Origin of the sequence: Paraburkholderia sp. SIMBA_027 (genome assembly GCF_046535315.1) — a bacterium.
GTDB classification, from domain to species: Bacteria; Pseudomonadota; Gammaproteobacteria; order Burkholderiales; family Burkholderiaceae; genus Paraburkholderia; species Paraburkholderia tropica.
The window spans coordinates 320,764-338,341 of sequence record NZ_JAWRWY010000009.1; the positions used below are offsets into that span (position 1 = coordinate 320,764).

Annotated in this window: 15 protein-coding genes; 11 read left to right on the top strand and 4 right to left on the bottom strand. The window is 62.5% G+C overall.

Annotation, left to right across the window (positions count from 1 at the left end):
- Positions 1 to 71: 71 nt before the first annotated feature.
- Together SB764_RS19200 and SB764_RS19205 are read right to left on the bottom strand one after the other, a co-directional pair.
- Positions 72 to 1,211: an acyltransferase gene (locus SB764_RS19200; protein WP_336752885.1), complete on the bottom strand. Its 1,140-nt coding sequence runs from the start codon at positions 1,209 to 1,211 to the stop codon at positions 72 to 74.
- Between the two features lie 152 nt (positions 1,212 to 1,363).
- The gene (locus SB764_RS19205) at positions 1,364 to 2,080 is read right to left on the bottom strand and encodes a 4'-phosphopantetheinyl transferase family protein (RefSeq protein WP_410864347.1); all 717 of its coding nucleotides are present in this window, start codon (positions 2,078 to 2,080) and stop codon (positions 1,364 to 1,366) included.
- A 660-nt stretch (positions 2,081 to 2,740) separates the two neighbouring features.
- Between SB764_RS19205 and SB764_RS19210 the strand changes: the two genes are divergently transcribed.
- The 4 genes from SB764_RS19210 to SB764_RS19225 all read left to right on the top strand — a co-directional run bounded on the left by SB764_RS19210 (position 2,741) and on the right by SB764_RS19225 (position 8,266).
- Positions 2,741 to 3,679: a glycosyltransferase family 2 protein gene (locus SB764_RS19210; RefSeq protein WP_110325552.1), complete on the top strand. Its 939-nt coding sequence runs from the start codon at positions 2,741 to 2,743 to the stop codon at positions 3,677 to 3,679.
- Between the two features lie 259 nt (positions 3,680 to 3,938).
- On the top strand, positions 3,939 to 5,813 hold the full coding sequence (locus SB764_RS19215) for an HAD-IIIC family phosphatase (RefSeq protein ID WP_410864349.1): 1,875 nt from the start codon (positions 3,939 to 3,941) through the stop codon (positions 5,811 to 5,813).
- Positions 5,814 to 6,308: 495 nt separating this feature from the next.
- Positions 6,309 to 7,295 carry a cupin-like domain-containing protein gene (locus SB764_RS19220; protein ID WP_074981686.1) on the top strand — a complete coding sequence of 329 codons (987 nt, stop codon included), beginning with the start codon at positions 6,309 to 6,311 and terminating at the stop codon, positions 7,293 to 7,295.
- A gap of 86 nt (positions 7,296 to 7,381) precedes the next feature.
- On the top strand, positions 7,382 to 8,266 hold the full coding sequence (locus tag SB764_RS19225) for a cupin-like domain-containing protein (RefSeq protein ID WP_110325558.1): 885 nt from the start codon (positions 7,382 to 7,384) through the stop codon (positions 8,264 to 8,266).
- 145 nt (positions 8,267 to 8,411) lie between these two features.
- On the opposite strand, the gene SB764_RS19230 is transcribed toward SB764_RS19225, so the two are convergent.
- Positions 8,412 to 9,644 carry a glycosyltransferase gene (locus SB764_RS19230; protein ID WP_321871065.1) on the bottom strand — a complete coding sequence of 411 codons (1,233 nt, stop codon included), beginning with the start codon at positions 9,642 to 9,644 and terminating at the stop codon, positions 8,412 to 8,414.
- A gap of 448 nt (positions 9,645 to 10,092) precedes the next feature.
- On the opposite strand from SB764_RS19230, the gene SB764_RS19235 reads away from it, so the two are divergent.
- Together SB764_RS19235 and groL are read left to right on the top strand one after the other, a co-directional pair.
- Positions 10,093 to 10,383 (top strand): co-chaperone GroES, encoded by a 291-nt coding sequence (locus SB764_RS19235; protein WP_027816722.1) that lies wholly within the window; start codon positions 10,093 to 10,095, stop codon positions 10,381 to 10,383.
- A gap of 44 nt (positions 10,384 to 10,427) precedes the next feature.
- On the top strand, positions 10,428 to 12,068 hold the full coding sequence (gene groL / locus SB764_RS19240; RefSeq protein ID WP_065057246.1) for a chaperonin GroEL: 1,641 nt from the start codon (positions 10,428 to 10,430) through the stop codon (positions 12,066 to 12,068).
- 180 nt (positions 12,069 to 12,248) lie between these two features.
- On the opposite strand, the gene SB764_RS19245 is transcribed toward groL, so the two are convergent.
- Positions 12,249 to 13,085: a hydroxymethylpyrimidine/phosphomethylpyrimidine kinase gene (locus SB764_RS19245; protein ID WP_410864352.1), complete on the bottom strand. Its 837-nt coding sequence runs from the start codon at positions 13,083 to 13,085 to the stop codon at positions 12,249 to 12,251.
- A 343-nt stretch (positions 13,086 to 13,428) separates the two neighbouring features.
- Here SB764_RS19245 and SB764_RS19250 point away from each other — a divergent pair, with 343 nt between their 5' ends.
- The 5 genes from SB764_RS19250 to pyrR all read left to right on the top strand — a co-directional run bounded on the left by SB764_RS19250 (position 13,429) and on the right by pyrR (position 17,488).
- Positions 13,429 to 13,599 carry a rubredoxin gene (locus SB764_RS19250; RefSeq protein WP_008342674.1) on the top strand — a complete coding sequence of 57 codons (171 nt, stop codon included), beginning with the start codon at positions 13,429 to 13,431 and terminating at the stop codon, positions 13,597 to 13,599.
- A 389-nt stretch (positions 13,600 to 13,988) separates the two neighbouring features.
- Positions 13,989 to 15,617 (top strand): hypothetical protein, encoded by a 1,629-nt coding sequence (locus tag SB764_RS19255; protein WP_410864354.1) that lies wholly within the window; start codon positions 13,989 to 13,991, stop codon positions 15,615 to 15,617.
- A 299-nt stretch (positions 15,618 to 15,916) separates the two neighbouring features.
- Entirely contained in the window at positions 15,917 to 16,495 is a 579-nt protein-coding gene (locus tag SB764_RS19260) for a YqgE/AlgH family protein (RefSeq protein WP_065057249.1), read from the top strand.
- Positions 16,492 to 16,935, top strand: coding sequence for a Holliday junction resolvase RuvX (ruvX, locus tag SB764_RS19265; protein ID WP_205991955.1), 444 nt, complete (start codon positions 16,492 to 16,494; stop codon positions 16,933 to 16,935). Before SB764_RS19260 ends, ruvX begins: the two co-directional genes overlap by 4 nt.
- Positions 16,936 to 16,945: 10 nt before the next feature.
- Positions 16,946 to 17,488 (top strand): bifunctional pyr operon transcriptional regulator/uracil phosphoribosyltransferase PyrR, encoded by a 543-nt coding sequence (pyrR, locus tag SB764_RS19270; protein WP_410864356.1) that lies wholly within the window; start codon positions 16,946 to 16,948, stop codon positions 17,486 to 17,488.
- The last annotated feature ends 90 nt before the right edge of the window (positions 17,489 to 17,578 follow it).

Here is a 17,578-nt window from a genome sequence, read left to right on the forward strand (position 1 = left end):
CGCACACACGGAGGCGCGGCGAGTCCTGCGCGCAACACCGCGTGCCGTTGCGCACGAACGTGCGCTGGCGCTCAGGCGGCGCCCGCCTGGCTCGCGGCAAGGCGGCGTCGCGCCGACGCGCGGCGCAGCACCGCAATGGCGGGGCGCTCGACCAGCAGATGGAACACGTAAGCGCTGGCGAGCGCGATGAAGAAACAGACGAAGGCCCAGAGGATGCTGACTTGACGCGTCGAATGCAGCAGCCAGGAAAACAGCGCGATGCAGACCGGCATGTGCACGATATAGAGCGAGTAGCTGAAATCGCCGACTTTTTCGAGCGCGCGCATGACGAACGCGGGGCGCGGGCGGGCGTGCAGCAGCGCATCGAAGCAGGGCGTGAACGCGAGCGCCCAGGGCAGGCACCAGAGAATGCGCGCCTCGCGCGTCGACATGACGCCGCCCAGCACCAGCAACGGCGGCGTCGCAATCAGCAGCCAGCCGTGTGCGAGCCGCTGGCCGCGCACGTCGCGTTCGGCGATCCACGCGCCGAGATACCAGCAGGACCAGTAAGTCGTGAAGATCAGCACGCCGTGGCGGTCGAGCAGCGCATACGACACGGCCGCGAGCGCCATCAGCGCGACGAGCGTGCGGTTCGGCCCGAGGCGGCGCTGCACGGCGAACAGCAGCGGGTAGAGCAGATAGAACTGCACTTCGAGCGAGAGCGTCCAGAGCGCGGTATTCGAGCCGTAGGTCGGCGCGACGATGCCTTGCAAGGCGAACAGATTCGCGACGAAGGTCCACAGACTGCCGTCGCCGAGCTGCGCGTCGTGCACGCGAAACTGAAGGCTGAAATTGTCGAGCGCCCAGGTCAGCAAGAGCGCGCAGAACAGCACAGGATAGATACGCACGAAGCGCCGCCACAGAAAGTCGTGCGTATCGAGCCGGTAGTGTGGATGGCGCGCGAGCCGCGCCGCCTGGCTGCGATGAATGCAGTAACCGCTGATGACGAAGAAAACCGGCACGCCGATCGGTCCCCAGACGAACGGAATCGTCAACCAGGCGAGCGCGGTGTCGAGCGAGAACGCAGGGTGTTGTCCGGATGCGTAGGCGCGTATGCCGATCCACGCAATCAGGCGGCAGTGGAATAACGCGACCGCGATCGCGGCGATACCTCGCATCGCCTCGATCGTGCGCGTGTTATCGGCGTCCTCGCCTGTGATGGCTTGGCTCATCGCTCGCCTCCCCTTGCGTGTGCCGCGCGAAGGAATTCGCGTCTTTTGCCACGCTGCTGGTCCGGGTGAAGCGATTGGAGCAAAGGGGCGCCGAAGCCTCTGTGCGCCGCCAGACATAGCGCGTGCGCATGAGACGAGCGCGCAGGGTTATTTCATCGGCGATTCATGAAGACGGGTGCCCAGTCCGCATGGCGTGCCGCCACCGCGCCCGCGCAATCGGGCAGATCCGCGAGCGCGTGCACGCGCCAGTGCGCGGCTTCTTGCGCATCGCCGCCGACGCGGCAGGGCGTGGTGTCGCCGCTGATCGCGATATCGAATTCGAAATGATCGGGCGGCAGGATGAAGCCGGTGCCGAGCGCTTTCAGACAGGCTTCCTTGCGCGCCCAGGTTTCGAAGAACACCGCTTGCCGACGCGCGTCGGACAACGCGATGAATTGCGCGCGCTCGCGCGTGGAAAATACCTCGACAGGCAGGCTGTCTTCGAACGGCCGCACGATTTCCACGTCGATGCCGATCTCGATGCCGTTCGACACGGCGAGCGCCGCGCGGTTTTCGCTGTGGCTGAGATTGAAGCAGAGCGTCCAGTTTTCGGGCTGACTTGCGCAAAAGGGCTTGCCTTGCTCGCCGTAGTCGAGCGCGACCGCGTGCGCGGGGAGACCGAGATAGGCGCCGAGCAAGCGGCGCAGTTCGCCGCGCCCCGCCACGAAGCGGCGGCGATGGCGTTCGAAACGGAATTTACCGGCGCGCTCGCGCTCGTGATCGGTGAGCGTCTGCCAGTCGCTGTCGAGCTGCGCGTCGTCTGCATCGAGATCCCAACGCCAGATGTGGACGTCTTGTGCGGTGGGCGGCGTGAGCGGGGAAACGGCCATTGAAAGCTAAAGGGTGGTTAACAGTAAGCGAAATGATTGTAAGACTCGGTTAGATATCCGGAAAGCGAATTCGCCCCCGAATTGTTGGCCATCCCACGGAACGCCGTCGGGCATCGGTCTTACGATCCTTGACAGCATAGCGCACGCGGCGACGGGAAAATGCAGAGCGTCGTTGCGTGCCTCGACGCCAACGTCGACCGGCTCCCCTGTGGCGGCGAGCCGTTAGACGCAGCCTCTCCTGACGGCTGAACGGGCGCATGTGCTGTTCCAGACAAGATGCGATGCCGATCCCGGTCCGAAAAGCATGGGGATTGCGCGTCGGCACGAATACGCAAGGTTTGCTGCGGCTCGAGGACGCGATCGACGTATGCCACGCGTGGCACGCGTTTGTCTGTGCGTTTGCTCGTCTGTTCGTCCATTGGCCGGCTTTGAATTGAATCGATCGGTCCCGGGTTGATTTTCCAGGACCGGGAACGCGCTCGGCCCGAAGAAACGATTTCACGGTCGCCGCTATTTGTGCAGTCAGGCGGATCGTAAAAGCGAATCGTTATTCGTAAATTGGCCTGGTGTCATTCAACGCCCGCCGGTATCGCCGCAGGGATGGGCTCTTCTTTGCTCTTCGCGTGAGGGATTTTTCGAAATTTTGATCCGAGGTGTGGGATGCGGCATGAGTGTGTATCCGGCTATAACGTGAGTGTGATAATTCCGCACTACAACAGTGTGGATTTATTGTGGATGGCGATCGAATCGATCTCCACGCAAACGGTTATTCCGCACGAGATCATCGTGGTGGACGATGCGTCGGGCATGTCGTTCGACTTGCCGAGCCATTGCGGCGACGACATTGCGTTGCATCTGATTCGCGAGACCGTGAATCGCGGGGCCGCGTGGTGCCGAAACCGCGGCATCGAGGCGGCGACCGGCGACCTGATTGCCTTTCTGGACGCGGACGACCGCTGGCTACCCGACAAGCTCGAACGGTGTCTCGCGGCCTTTGGCGCGCGGCCGTCGGAGAGCGAAGCGAAAGTGCTGTTCAGCAACGTGGTGCTGACCGATGGAAACCGCCGCATGGTCGGCAATGCCGCGCCTTACGGCGGGCAGTCGATGCTCGATTTCATTCTGCTGGAGCGCGGCTATATCCAGACCTCGTCGATCATGATGTGGCGGCATCATTACCCGCTCATCAGTTTCGACGGGTCGTTGCGCCGCCATCAGGATTGGGATTTCGCGATCAATGCGCAAATGGCGGGCTGTGCGTTTGTGTATTTACATGACGCGCTGGTGGAATATTCACTAAGTGGCCGAGTGGACAAAATATCGCGCGTGCCGAGCAGTGAGCCGAGCCTGGTTTTTCTCGGGAAATATCACAAGCATATGTCGAAGTGGCATGTTTCCTCGTTCGTCTTCGACGTGCTGATTTACAAGAATATGAACTGGGTGATGCGGCTCGATTTCGTCGGACGAATCATGGCGGGTGAGATCGCGATTCCGGGAAAAGGGCGCGTACCGCTGTTCGCGCGGCTCGTGATCGGCCGCAGCGGCGTGAATCTGATCAAGCAGTTGCGCAGAAGAATTCAGCCCGGCAATTTGCCGGTTTGAGGGGATTGGCGGGTTTGGCGGTTTTGGCGATCTAAAGCGTGCAGCTTGTTTTGGGTCGGGCGGGCTTGTGTATGTCGGCGCACAGAGACCGCGGCTTGTCTCTGCTGTAATCGCCGAGCACACACGGGCAACGTTTGGACGAAGCGTGCGTATTGCACTTTTGCGCTATTGCGCAGGCTTCCGCAAGAACAGGCGCGTTGTTCTGCGCAACCGGTGTGCCTCCGTGCGGTTCAGAACGCTTTGACTCGAGGGGGCCGAAATGCGTCAATTTATCCGCGATTTCTTTTATACCTCCATCGCCGATAAACAGTTGAATTTGCCGCTGCCACCGACGTCGCTGGCCATCGATGCGCGCAAGCTCAATATTTTGCTGCTGGGTACGTGCGGCGTCGAGATTCTCGGCAAGCGCAGCGCGAACACCGGCCACAACATCCGGCACATCATCATGGGCTCGAAGCGTCACGAGCCGGTGCCGGTCGCTGCCGCGAACGACGACGTGGTGGTGGTGAACCTGACGTTGCGGCATATTCTGAGCGAGGCCGCGAACACGCCCGAGCCCGCTGTCGACATGCTCTTCGCGCGCCTGAAGTCCGACGACGAGGCGCGCGCGCTGCTGGCCAGCGTCGGCGAATTCATCGCGCTGAAGGTCGGCCAGCTCACGGCGAAAATCACCTCGGTGCCGATCCTGTTCATGTCGTTTTTCGAGCCGAGTTTCAATTACCTCGGCGACCTGATCGATCCATCGAGTTTGACGTCGCCCAGCTATCTGGTGCGCGAGATCAATCGGTTGTTGTTCGACGCGGTCCGCAAAACGAGCAACGGCTACTTTCTCGACGCCAACGAGATTCTGAATTTCGTTGGCCGCCGGCATTTGCAGGACGACGTGCTGCTGAGCAGTTCGCACGCTTCGTTTATCAACGATTGGGACTTCAAGCTCGACGCCAGCCGCTTGAATGCGCCGAAAGCGCTGATCAATATGGTGACGTATGAAGTGGCCTCGCGTGAATTCACGCTTGCGCTGCTCGCGCGCGTGGAAGCGATCGTCAAGATCGTGGCGCAGCGTAATCCGGTGAAACTGATTATCGTCGATCTGGACGACACGCTTTGGCGCGGCGTCGCTGCCGAAGGCGAGGGCCTGAATCCGTCCGAGCGAATCGAAGGCTGGCCGATCGGACTTGTCGAAGCGTTGTTGTTCTACAAGAAGCGCGGTGGTTTGCTCGCGATTTGCAGCAAGAACGACGAAGCGCCGACCATCGAGCGCTTCAACGCGATCTGGCGCGGCGCGATCACGCTCGACGATTTCGCGAGCGTGCGCATCAACTGGCAGCCGAAGTCGCAGAACATTCGCGAGATCATGAAGGAAGTGAATCTGCTGCCGGGCAATTGCGTGTTTATCGACGACAACGACCGTGAATTGTCGGAGGTAAAGGCGGCGATCCCCGAGATTCGCTGCCTGGGCGGCAATCACTACGACTGGCGGCGCATCATTTTGCGTTCGGCGGAAACGCAGGTGCCGGTCGTGACAGAGGAGTCGGCGCGGCGCACGGAACTCGTGCGCGCCATTTCGCAGCGCGAGGCCAGTGTGGAGGTGGAGAGCGGAGCGTCGCGCGAGGCATGGCTCGCGTCGTTGCAGCTTCGGCAGTCGTTTTATCTGATCAAGACGCCGAAATCGAAATACTTCGAGCGCGCATTCGAGTTGATCAACAAGACGAATCAATTCAATACCACGGGCAAGCGCTGGGAGAAGTCGGAGTTCGAGAAGTTCATCAGCAAGGGCGGCTATTGCATTGTTTCTTCGCTGCGCGACAAGCTGATCGACAACGGCATCATCTCCGTATGTCTGATCAAGTGCGAAAGCATCGTGCAAGTGGTGCTGTCGTGCCGCGTGTTCGGGCTGGGCGCGGAGCTGGTGGTGGGCGCGGTGGCGACCCGGCTGGCGCTGAAGGCGCAGCCGCAGATTCGCGCGGAACTGGTGGACACCGGCAAGAACGCGACGTGTCACGACTACTTCGAGCGCATCGGTTTTTCGCAGACGCAAACGGGCTTGTTCTCCAGCGCGGCGAATGAATGGCCTTCGTACATTCAGATCGAGAATCTGGGGACGTCGGATTTTCCTCCTGTGCAGATTCAGTAGCGCGGAGGCGGGGCGCACGGCGAGCGATTGGCGCCGTGCATGCCCGACACGGCGGCGGTAACAGAAAATAGAACGAGAATGCCGCGCCGATATTGCGCTGATACCGCGCGAAATATGTTCCCAGTTTCCCCTCCCTGGAAGCGCGCGTGCGTGCCACGCAGGTGCGCGTCCTACACTTCCCTCTCTCATCGGCCGGCGGCGAGCGGTTCACGCGCATGCGGCGCGACTGAATGAACGCCGGCTATCCGGCTGTCCGTGAACCTTCGCCTTTCAAATCGCAGATAGATTCTTTGCGATTCTTTTGTTTTTCCCGACTGTTATCTGAATGTGCGCTTACGAACAGAAAGGGTTCGTGTGGCCGGTGTTTAATAGCACTATGGTAAATGCGGGAAATTCCGGGTAAGCGTCGGAAGGCGGGTGTTCGTCAGCGCACATCTGCAGGGTAGGGGCGATTGTAGCCTACAGGCAAATCTCCCCCTTCCCGTGAGGTCTGCCATGTCTACCCCCGACATTAGCGCTACGTGGGCGTTCGATCCGCACGAGCTTCCCGCAGACGGCAATCTTCTTCAAGCTTGTAAATCGGAATTTAAAAACAATTTCAATTGTAAGCCATTCAAATTCAATCACTCATTGCATCGATCTGGATTGTTTGAGATTCCACGAATTATGGAAGTCGCTGAAAATATGATGAAAAAGAATGGCAATTTCTGCGCCATTAATTTCAGGCATGGCTCCGTGGCGAGCAAGTTCAGCGACATGCCGCACAGCAGCCAGTTGAGAGAAGCCTTCGCGCACGTGGGAGAAACCGCCACGTGGATCAAGCTGACGCAAGCCCAGTACTACGACCCCGAGTACGCGAAGGTGCTGGACCAGGTGACCGAAGAACTCGAAGGCTTGTCGGACTTTCCGCTGCGCAGGGACATGACGTGGCGCACGATGACTTTACTCATCGCGTCGCCGAAGATCGCCACGCCTTTTCATATCGATCACGAGACCAACTTTCTGTTTCAGATCCAGGGAGCGAAAGATGTTTGTCTGTTCCCTGCGACCGATCGCGAGCTGGTTCCCGATCAGGAAGTCGAACGCTATTACGGCGGCAATTTCGAAGCCGCGCATTATCGTCAGGAAATGCAGGACCGCGGCACGATCTTCCGCATCGCACCCGGCGATGTGGTGCACCACCCGTCGCTGGCGCCGCATTGGGTGAGAAACGACAACAACGTGTCGGTGAGTATCAGCATCAGCTATTGCATGAAGTCACTCGAGCGTCGGGCGAGGGTGTACCAGGCGAATTACATTCTGCGCAAGTTTGGATTGAAGCCGCTCTCGCCAGGTGTGTCGCCGATCCGGGACAACCTGAAGCGACTGTTCATGTCGACGCTCGAACACCGCAATCCGAAGACCTTTGCGGAAGTCGTGCACGAGCCGTTGAACCGGTTTAAATCGCCGCTGAACGCAGCGCGGCGGATGGTCAGGCGCTGAGCAAATGCAGCGCGCCCGGCGCATCGGGCGATGGCGGCGCGATAAATGACTTTTCTGCGATTACTTTACGTTCGTGGGGGAAATTCATGTTGATCAACGACGCTCCCGTCCTGACCCGTCCGCTCTGGCAGACTGTCGATCCGCTCGCGCAATGTCGCCAGCAACTTCACAAGACGGCATTCGCGGCGCGCCATCCGCTCGCCGGGCATCCGCTCTTTTCGATCGAGGCGCTGACGAAAGTGGCCGAGTCGGCCTGCAAGCGCAAGGGCGATGTGTATGTCGACGCCGGTGATCTCACGCTGGCGGACAAGTGGGGAAGCACGCCCACGCCCAATATGACGATTCCGGAAATCATCGATCGAATCGAAACAGCAGGCGCGTGGCTCGTGATGAAGCACGTTGAAAAAGATCCGGCTTATAAAGCGCTCCTCGACGAGTATGAAGCGTTTGTGCGCGAGATTGCCGGGCCGGAGGGATCGAGGTTGTTGAGCAATGCGGAAATGCTGGTGTTCATTACTTCGCCGTGGCGCAAGACGCCTTTTCATTTCGATGCGGAAGTCAATTTCCTGGTGCAGATTCAAGGATCGAAGGATCTCTGGGTATGCGATCCCCTGGATCGCAGCGTCACCACGGAAGAGGAACTCGAACAATATTATTGTGGCGCGATGAATGCAGGGACTTATAAACCCCATGCCGAGGAGGTGGCGCGGCAATTCACGCTCCATCCGGGCGATGCCGTGCATATTCCCACACACGGTGCACACTGGGTCAAGAACCACGACAACGTGTCGATTTCGCTGAGTCTCAATATGGAATTTCCGCAGCGTTATGGCGACGCATACCGGGCCAATCACTACATGCGCAAACTGGGTTTGAAGCCGCGTGCGCCGGGTGGATCGGAATGGCTGGACCGCTCGAAAGCGGCCACCGTGTATGGCCTGCGCAATATCCGATCGCTGCTCAAGCGATAAGCGGTATGGGCATTCGCACGCGATGAAAACCGGGTGCGAATGCTTATCGATGTATCGACATATCGGCCGCGAATGACATCGCCAGGACTTTTGGCCGGGAAGATTGCCCGATGCTTCCTTAAGAATTCATCGAGCGATTCACGCGCTATGCAGCGGGTTGGCAGACGCCTTCGTGGTCGAGAAACTGCCGAAACTCCACAATATCGCCATTGCTCGTTTGCGATTGCGAATAGGCGAGCGCGGCCTCGGACGCCGCATTCAGGCTGGCTGCATCGGACAACATCGCACGGATCTGCGCGGCGTCGATCAGAAAGGCACAGCGTTCGCTGCCGGGCGGCAAGCCTTCCAGCGAATGACGCGAGCCGAACACCGGTTTGCCGGCCGCCAACGCCTCGACCACCTTGATTTTCAGTCCCGTTCCATCGACCGGCGCGATTACGATTTTCGCGCGCCGGTAAAGCGCGTCCAGATCGTCGACGAAACCGAGTAGCTGGATAGTGCCGATTGCCGATGCCTTTTCGACCACCTCGGGATTCATGCTGACCTCGCCGGCGATCGCGAGAGAAAAACGTTGCAGCAGGTCGCGCTGCTCGTTGATGAAGTGGAGTATGCCGTCCACGTTGAACGGATTGCGCGAGCCGATGAACAGCAGGTCGATATCGCGGCCAGCGTGGGGTGTTGCCGTAGTGCGATGGCTCGCGACGCTGTATTTCGGCAAAAAGAATACGGGCTTGTGCGGAAAGAACAACCGGAACATGCCGGCCTCCGTTCGCGCAATCGAGAGTAATGAAAGCGCGCTTTGCAGCAAGCCGGTTTCGCTGCGAAATTTTTCGGCGATTCTCCGGCTGGTGAGCGCGTGCCCGAAACGCTTGCTGAATTGCAGGAAGTCGATGTCGTGCGTTTCGATCACGCAGCACTCGGGATCGATGCCGTTGAGTTCGAGCAGGCCGTTGGCGTAGTTCACGATGAATAACGCGTCGGGATACTGCTTTCGGAGCCGATCGTAATTCGGCGTCAGAGTGGGCAGGTGCGCGCCGATCAGTTGCGGGATGAGGTTCGGAAACACGCCGCTCAGTTTCTTTTTGGCTTTGCCCCAATAGCGCAGCACGGGTGAACGTCGGTCAAGCACGAGTGCCACGCCTGGATACTGCTTGCTGAAGATCGCGCGCTCGGTGTCGCCCCAAGGACATTCGACATGGTTCGAATAGCTGTAGACGGTGACTTTGCAGCCGTAACTGATCAGCAGATTGAGCAGCGACGTCACGCGAACATGCGCGCCATTCCGGTTGTTGACGAAGGTGCCGTTGAAATACAGGATGAGTTTGCGATGCACGACATGGGCGAGGTCCGGAGCGGGCGTCGAAGCTTCCAGCATCATTTTCTTCCGACAATTCGAGTTCGATCGGCCACGGCCGGGCGACGAGGAGAGGGTGGGAGGGTGTCCGGCCTCAGCGTAGCGGCAGGGCAGGCGCGACACTGCTACCTACCGCACGAAATCCACTGCGCATATTCGGCCGCGGGCGAGCGGCCTCGCAGGCGCGCCATCGTCGGTGTTTACACCTGGTTTTTGGGGCGTAAGCGGCATTCTGCGCGCCGTGAACGTCTTTATGTCATTGATTTTCTTGAGTTTGGCGGGTGCGCGCCCGCCCATGTTGCATCCCGCATCCGCCCCCCTTCTTGAATTTGTCACTACCCGTCCATATAATTAGCACTCACCGCATGAGAGTGCTAACAACGCTCGGTGTACACATATCTCTGGCTGGCACCTTCGCCAACCAGGTTTTCTTGAGTCTCTTCAAGTCCCAATCAAGAGAGAGGATCTATCCATGAACCTTCGTCCTTTGCATGATCGCGTGATCGTCAAGCGCCTGGATCAAGAAACCAAGACCGCTTCGGGCATCGTGATCCCGGACGCAGCGGCAGAAAAGCCGGATCAAGGTGAAGTCCTGGCCACGGGCCCGGGCAAGCGCGACGACAAGGGCTCCCTGATCGCGCTCGACGTCAAGGTCGGCGATCGCGTCCTGTTCGGCAAGTACGCTGGCCAGACCGTCAAGGTCGATGGCAACGAACTGCTCGTGATGCGCGAAGAAGACATCATGGCCGTGGTGCAGAAGTAAGCTCAGCCCACCGCTCATTCATCAAGAATTCAAGGAGTTAGAAGATGGCAGCTAAAGACGTCGTGTTCGGCGATTCCGCCCGTTCCAAGATGGTTGAAGGCGTGAACATTCTCGCCAACGCAGTGAAGGTCACGCTGGGTCCGAAGGGCCGCAACGTCGTCCTCGAGCGCTCGTTCGGCGGCCCGACGGTCACCAAGGACGGTGTCTCGGTCGCGAAGGAAATCGAGCTGAAGGACAAGCTCCAGAACATGGGCGCGCAAATGGTCAAGGAAGTGGCTTCCAAGACCAGCGACAACGCAGGCGACGGCACGACGACGGCAACCGTCCTCGCGCAATCGATCGTTCGCGAAGGCATGAAGTACGTCGCATCGGGCATGAACCCGATGGACCTGAAGCGCGGTATCGACAAGGCTGTTGCAGCCGCGATCGAAGAACTGCGCAAGATCAGCAAGCCCTGCACGACCAACAAGGAAATCGCGCAAGTCGGCTCGATCTCGGCGAACAGCGATTCGTCGATCGGCGACCGTATCGCTGAAGCGATGGACAAGGTCGGCAAGGAAGGCGTCATCACCGTCGAAGACGGCAAGTCGCTGCAAGACGAACTCGAAGTCGTCGAAGGTATGCAGTTCGACCGCGGCTACCTGTCGCCGTACTTCATCAACAACCCGGACAAGCAAGTCGCCGTTCTGGACAACCCGTTTGTCCTGCTGTTCGACAAGAAGATCTCGAACATCCGCGATCTGCTGCCGATCCTGGAACAAGTCGCGAAGGCTGGCCGTCCGCTGCTGATCATCGCTGAAGACGTCGAAGGCGAAGCGCTGGCTACGCTGGTCGTCAACAACATCCGTGGCATCCTGAAGACCGTCGCCGTCAAGGCTCCGGGCTTCGGCGACCGCCGCAAGGCCATGCTGGAAGACATCGCGATCCTGACCGGCGGTCAAGTCGTCGCGGAAGAAACCGGCCTGACGCTCGAAAAGGCAACGCTGAACGAACTCGGTCAAGCGAAGCGCATCGAAGTGGGCAAGGAAAACACGACGATCATCGACGGTGCAGGCGAAGCCGCAAGCATCGAAGCGCGCGTCAAGCAAATCCGCACGCAGATCGAAGAAGCGACGTCGGACTACGACCGTGAAAAGCTGCAAGAGCGCGTTGCCAAGCTGGCAGGCGGCGTGGCAGTGATCAAGGTTGGCGCTGCGACCGAAGTCGAAATGAAGGAAAAGAAGGCGCGCGTGGAAGACGCGCTGCACGCAACCCGCGCTGCCGTTGAAGAAGGCATCGTCCCGGGCGGCGGCGTTGCGCTGATCCGTGCTCGCGTTGCTGTGACGGGCCTGAAGGGCGTCAACGCAGACCAGGATGCAGGTATCAAGATCGTCCTGCGCGCGATGGAAGAGCCGCTGCGCCAGATCGTCACGAACGGTGGCGAAGAAGCGTCGGTCGTCGTGGCAGCGGTTGCTCAAGGTTCGGGCAACTACGGCTACAACGCAGCAACGGGCGAGTACGTCGACATGGTCGAAGCCGGTGTCGTCGACCCGACGAAGGTTACGCGCACGGCGCTGCAAAATGCAGCTTCGGTCGCCGGCCTGCTCCTGACGACGGACGCAGCAGTGGTCGAAGTCGCGAAGGAAGATGCACCGATGCCCGGCGGCATGCCCGGCGGCATGGGCGGCATGGGCATGGACATGTAAGTTCGGCGGGTCGAAAGACCGCCGCGATTTACATCGACGTGCCGATGGAAATGCGCCTCGCGGCGTGTTTCCATCGTCCGCAAAAGAAAAAACCCGCAGCGATGCGGGTTTTTTTACGTCCAGCGTTTTTGTCTCGCGCAGGAGCCGGAGCTGCTGCGCGGGTCGATCCGCGTAGGTCGGTTACGCCTCGCCTTCCTCGTCCGGCGTTTCGGCGTCGTTGCTGCGCGCCCAGAAGAAGCGGTCCGGCACCCACGCGCCCATGCCCGGGCGGAACGCGCCCTGCACGGTCTGATAGAGATACTCCTGCGCCTCGCGCACGGCCTCGGGCGGCTCCTGCCCGTTGGCGAGCAGGGCGGCGATGGCTGCGCCGAGCGTGTCGGTCACGCCCATCACCGGATTGTTCGCGCGGTCCCAGAAGTCCTGACGCAACTGGCCTTCCTCGCTGTAGAGCGTGTTCACCACGCGGTGCGAGCCGGTTTCCATCGCGAGGATGTACTCGCAGCCCGTCGCGAGCAGATGCGAGATCACGGCGTCGATGCTGGGCGCTTCGGCGTCGCCGTCCGGCTGCGCGAGCGCGAGCAGGACCGAGACGTCGGCGACCAGCAGCGTGGTTTGCGGCACGAGCAGGTCGGCGACCACTTCGCGCAGTTCGTCGGCGGCGAGCACATGTTCGTCGTCGAGCGTGAAGTCGGGCGCGAGCACGAGCGGCACCTCGTCATAATCGGCGACGACTTCGGCGATCGCGCTCACCACTTCCGCGCGCGTGCCGGCGCCGATCTTGAACGCCGCGACGGGCATGTCCTCGAGCAGCATGCGCGCCTGGCTCGCGACGGTTTCGGGATCGAGGCCGGTGACTTCGTCGCAGCCGGCGGAATCGCGCACGGTGTAACCCGTCAACGCGGTGACACCGTGGCAGCCCATGCTGGCGAGCGTGAGCAGATCGGCTTGCAGGCCGCCGCCGCTGGTCGGATCGGAGAGGCCGAAGGTAAGGACGATGGGAGGGGTGTCGCTGGGCATGAACGTGACGAGAAAGGTTGGCTCGCTGCAAATGCAAGGCGGTTGCGGCGACCGGCGAAACGCCGGTTTGCCGCTGTCCGTTCAATTATGCCGCCTGGCGGCGCTCACAGGGGCCGGATGAGCCGTCTCGCGCAAGGGAATTTCGCATGGCCGCCGCACAGCGCGCAGTTGGCGCGCACGCGAGGCGCGCGGCGTCACGGTTGCTAGGCATAAAAACGGCAACACGGTACCATCATGGCTCTTGTTTCCTGGCAGGTTTCCCCAACCGCCTCCACCTCGCACCCGCAGGGTCATCGACGGGTGCGGGCGTGCGGTTTTTTGGACTTTTCGACGCGGCATAAGAATGGAATATAGAAGCTGGATGTGCCTGATCTGCGGCTGGATCTACGATGAAGAAGCCGGTTTGCCAGACGAAGGCATCGCGCCCGGTACGCGCTGGGAGGATGTGCCGATCAACTGGACGTGCCCCGAGTGCGGTGCGCGCAAGGAAGACTTCGAGATGGTCCAGATCTGAGGCACGGGCCGGGAGCATCGCTTCCGGCTGGCCGAAGATCGGTGCCGAAGCTGGCGCCGAAGTTGGCACCCAAGTCGCGGCGCAGGCTGGCGCTTCGGCGGTTTCGATTTCATCCGCATGGTTTTCGCGGATGCCGCACGATGATGCCAATGGCGCACCGGCTGCTTCTGCTTCGCGCACTTCGCCGTGCGTCACTCGCACGACCGGCGTGCGGCGCGCAAATTGCTCAGTGAGGGCTCGTCCGCGGGCCGCCTGAGCGTAGTCGAGGCCGCCACGCCCCCGCGCCGCCCGATGTGCGGCCCGCTCGCGCCGCGTTCGCCCGTCTCGCCGGGCCGCGGTCATTGCAACCCGCACTGCAACCGCATTGCAACTGTTCTCGGCGCTGCATCATGAGTCTACGTTCAACGTCGGTCGCCCCTTTCGACGCGCTGCCCAACCCGCGCGGCGGCAGCGTGCCGTTCGCCCTCGCGGCGCTCGCGCAGGCGCTGGCCGCGCTCGACGAGCAGCGCGACGTCGCGCGTCCGCTGCGCCAGGCCACGCGCACGCTGCGTGACGCGGGCTGGCTCGCCGCCGCCCGTTTCGCCGATACGCTGCTGCTCGCTTCGCCGCTCGCGCTGGCGGCTTCCGTCGCCGTCGCGCCGCCGCCGGGCTTGCCCGCGCGTCCCGCGCACGAACACGACGGTCCCGACGACAGCCACATCCGCACGGCGTTTCGCGATGCGCTGATCGAGCTTTCCACCGTGCTGGAGCGCCGCAATCTGCGCGAGCTGGCCTGTTCTCCGGCGCTTTACGCGCATCAGCGCGCGCTTGTCGACATCATCGCGGAGCACGCGCCGGGCGTCTCGCTCGCTTACGAGGACGTGGCGCTGCATGGCCGTCCGATCGTCGGCGCGATTCTGAGTCCGCAGCCTGCGCAGCGGCTCGCACAGGCGCGTGCGCGCTTCGAGGCGGCCCTGCTGCCCGCGCTCAAGGCGCGTCTCGGCAACGGCAGCCGCGCGGCCAACGCGCTCGCGGAGGCCGCTTTCGACGAGATGGACGCCTGTTTCGCCGAACTGACCGGCCCCGATCCCTACGACTTCTGGCGTCTCGCCGTCGCCTGCGGACGCGCGCTGCGGCGCGGCGTGACGTATTGGGGCGACGAGGACGTGCGGCGTTTCTACGCACGCTGCAATCTGCTGCTCAGCGAGCACGCACGCGGCTTGCGCATCGTGCCGCAATCGTTCGTGCGCACGGCGCTCGCGCTGTTGTGGCGCGATTACGCGCTGTTCGGCGCGTCGGCCGACGACACCGCCGACGTCGAGCTGCTGCATGACTATGGTTTGACCGTCGACTGGCATGTGGCCGGTACGCAGGCGTCCGAGGCGCTCTGGGAGGCTGGCAGCGCGCAGGCCGGCGCGCTCGCGGCGCGGGTGGCGCCGTCGCGCGATCTCGGGGCGCTCGTCGTCAACGGCAATGCTTACGAGGATTTCCTGCAGACCGCCGATGCCGCGATGCTCGCGCTCGGCACCCAGGCGCGGGCGCTGTCGCTGCGCGCCGATGGGACGCATGGCGATCCGGCGGCCTCGCTGCTGGCGGCCGAGGCGGCGTACCGCATCGGCGCGGCGGCCTGGGCGCTCGGGCTCGGCCACGTGGCGCTGCTGGCGGATGCGCTCGGGCTGGCCTGGCGGCGCGCCGCGCACGCGACCAGTACGCCCGCTGCACGGGACGCGTATGGCGCGAGCACGGCGAATCCCGCGCCGTCCGTCGAGGCGATCGAGTACGCCAACGAAGCGCTGCGCGCGATGCTGCACAAAGTGGCGGCAGGCGTTGCGCAGCCTGACGCGACCCCGACCGTGCGCGTGCTCGGCGCGGCCATCGCGAGCGGGGCGGGTAGTCATGCGAGCAACAACGCAAGCAACACCGCAGGCAGCGGCACGAGTCAAAATGCAGCCGAAACCACCGGTAGCAGCGCCGCAGTCGTCTCGCCAGACGCGGTGTCATCCGCACCAGGCGGTGTGGATGCCGAGCTTCCGCGCTAAGGCGTGCGCGCCCTTGACTGCGGTTAGCGCCGGTCGGCCTGCCGGGCGCGTCGCGCTGGCGTGTTAGAGTGAGCAATTCCCCGCTATACGGAGCGCGGGTCGCGTGCGCGCAGGTCTCTGGCGGGTTGGAAGCAGGTTGCAAACCAGGCGCAGATCGGCCTCAAAGCGGCGGCCTCGAGCGAGCCTGAAACCGGCCGCGAACACGCCGCAAGCAGGGCGCGATGCAGGTCCACGGGACCTCGCGCGTCCGGCGCACCGGGCCGCCGCCATTCCGTATCGTCTTTGCTAGAATTCAAACCATGTCCAAGAGTAACGATCGCATCAATCTGACCAACCAGTTCCTGATCGCCATGCCCAGCATGGCGGACCCCACGTTTTCAGGAACGGTGGTCTACCTTTGCGATCATTCCGAGCGCGGCGCGCTCGGTCTCGTGATCAATCGTCCCACCGACATCGACCTCGAAGCGCTGTTCTCGCGCATCGACCTCAAGCTCGAAATCGAACCGTTGCTGCACGTGCCCGTCTATTTCGGCGGCCCGGTGCAGACCGAGCGCGGCTTCGTGCTGCACGCGCCGCGATCGGGCACGAACTACACCTCGTCGATGGCGGTGCCGGGCGGGCTCGAGATGACCACGTCGAAAGACGTGCTCGAAGCCGTCGCGAACGGCAGCGGTCCCGAGCAGTTCCTGCTCACGCTCGGCCACGCAGGCTGGGGCGCGGGCCAGCTCGAGGACGAAATCTCGAAGAACGGCTGGCTGACCGTGGAAGCCGACCCCAAGATCGTCTTCGACGTGCCCGCCGAAGAGCGCTTCGAAGCGGCGCTCGCGCTGCTCGGCATTTCCTCGACGATGCTCTCGGGCGAAGCGGGTCACGCATGAGCGTGGCCGCGAAGCGAGGCGCCGCCGAGGCGACCTTGCTGGCGTTCGATTACGGCGAAAAGCGCATCGGCGTCGCGCTCGGCAACGTGCTCACGCACAGCGCCCGCGCGCTCACCGTGATTCCCAACAAAAGCAGGGAATATCGGTTCGAGGCCATCGGCGCGCTGCTGCGCGAGTGGCAGCCGGACATGCTCGTGGTCGGCCTGCCGCGCCATCCCGACGGCACGCCGCACGCCATGACGCAGCTCGCCACGCGCTTCGGCAATCAACTGAATGGCCGCTTCAATCTGCCCGTCGTGTGGGTGGACGAGCGCTATTCGTCGGTCGACGCCGAGGCGCGTCTGCGCGAGCGCGGCGAACGCGCCGAGCACATCGACGCCGAAGCCGCCTGCGTGATTCTGCAGCAATATCTCGACGAACATTCGTCGCAACCCCTCTGACGCGCCCGTGATGAGCCCACCCGACGCCGAGGCGCTGTACCGCGCCGTTCTCGACCAGATCCGCGCGGCGTATCTCAGCGATGCGGCGAGCAACGCCTTCAGCGCCGCCGGCGGCATCGCCATCGCCGGCATTCACAGCGGCGGCGCGTGGCTCGCCGAACGGCTCGCGCGCGATCTCGGCGCGCCGCATCATGGCGTGGTGAACGTCTCGCTGCATCGCGACGACTACGCGAAAAAGGGCTTGCACAGCGAGGCGAGCCCGACCGCCCTGCCGTTCGAGGTGGAGAACCGCCGCATCCTGCTCGTCGACGACGTGCTGCACACGGGCCGCACCGTGCGCGCCGCGCTCAACGAACTCTACGATTACGGCCGTCCCGCGTCTGTCGAACTGGCCGTGCTCGCCGATCGCGGCGGCCGCGAATTGCCGGTGTCGGCGCGTTTCGTGGGCGCCGAACTGGCCGTGCCCGCAGGCTCGACGCTCGTGCTCGCACGCGTGGGCGACGATGGCGATCAGGGCCGCTTCGCGTTCAGGATCGACGCGAACGCCGCCTGATCCGCGAGGCCACGCGCGCCGCGCAGTGCGTGCGACGTGGCCCGCCTCAGACACCCCCAACTTTCTCCCGACTCCGATCTCACCGCAGGA

Coding starts and splice junctions, on each gene's coding strand:
- SB764_RS19200 (WP_336752885.1), bottom strand. CDS start 1,211: ATGAGCCAAGCCATCACAGGCGAGGACGCCGATAACACGCGCACGATC.
- SB764_RS19205 (WP_410864347.1), bottom strand. CDS start 2,080: ATGGCCGTTTCCCCGCTCACGCCGCCCACCGCACAAGACGTCCACATC.
- SB764_RS19210 (WP_110325552.1), top strand. CDS start 2,741: ATGCGGCATGAGTGTGTATCCGGCTATAACGTGAGTGTGATAATTCCG.
- SB764_RS19215 (WP_410864349.1), top strand. CDS start 3,939: ATGCGTCAATTTATCCGCGATTTCTTTTATACCTCCATCGCCGATAAA.
- SB764_RS19220 (WP_074981686.1), top strand. CDS start 6,309: ATGTCTACCCCCGACATTAGCGCTACGTGGGCGTTCGATCCGCACGAG.
- SB764_RS19225 (WP_110325558.1), top strand. CDS start 7,382: ATGTTGATCAACGACGCTCCCGTCCTGACCCGTCCGCTCTGGCAGACT.
- SB764_RS19230 (WP_321871065.1), bottom strand. CDS start 9,644: ATGATGCTGGAAGCTTCGACGCCCGCTCCGGACCTCGCCCATGTCGTG.
- SB764_RS19235 (WP_027816722.1), top strand. CDS start 10,093: ATGAACCTTCGTCCTTTGCATGATCGCGTGATCGTCAAGCGCCTGGAT.
- groL (WP_065057246.1), top strand. CDS start 10,428: ATGGCAGCTAAAGACGTCGTGTTCGGCGATTCCGCCCGTTCCAAGATG.
- SB764_RS19245 (WP_410864352.1), bottom strand. CDS start 13,085: ATGCCCAGCGACACCCCTCCCATCGTCCTTACCTTCGGCCTCTCCGAT.
- SB764_RS19250 (WP_008342674.1), top strand. CDS start 13,429: ATGGAATATAGAAGCTGGATGTGCCTGATCTGCGGCTGGATCTACGAT.
- SB764_RS19255 (WP_410864354.1), top strand. CDS start 13,989: ATGAGTCTACGTTCAACGTCGGTCGCCCCTTTCGACGCGCTGCCCAAC.
- SB764_RS19260 (WP_065057249.1), top strand. CDS start 15,917: ATGTCCAAGAGTAACGATCGCATCAATCTGACCAACCAGTTCCTGATC.
- ruvX (WP_205991955.1), top strand. CDS start 16,492: ATGAGCGTGGCCGCGAAGCGAGGCGCCGCCGAGGCGACCTTGCTGGCG.
- pyrR (WP_410864356.1), top strand. CDS start 16,946: ATGAGCCCACCCGACGCCGAGGCGCTGTACCGCGCCGTTCTCGACCAG.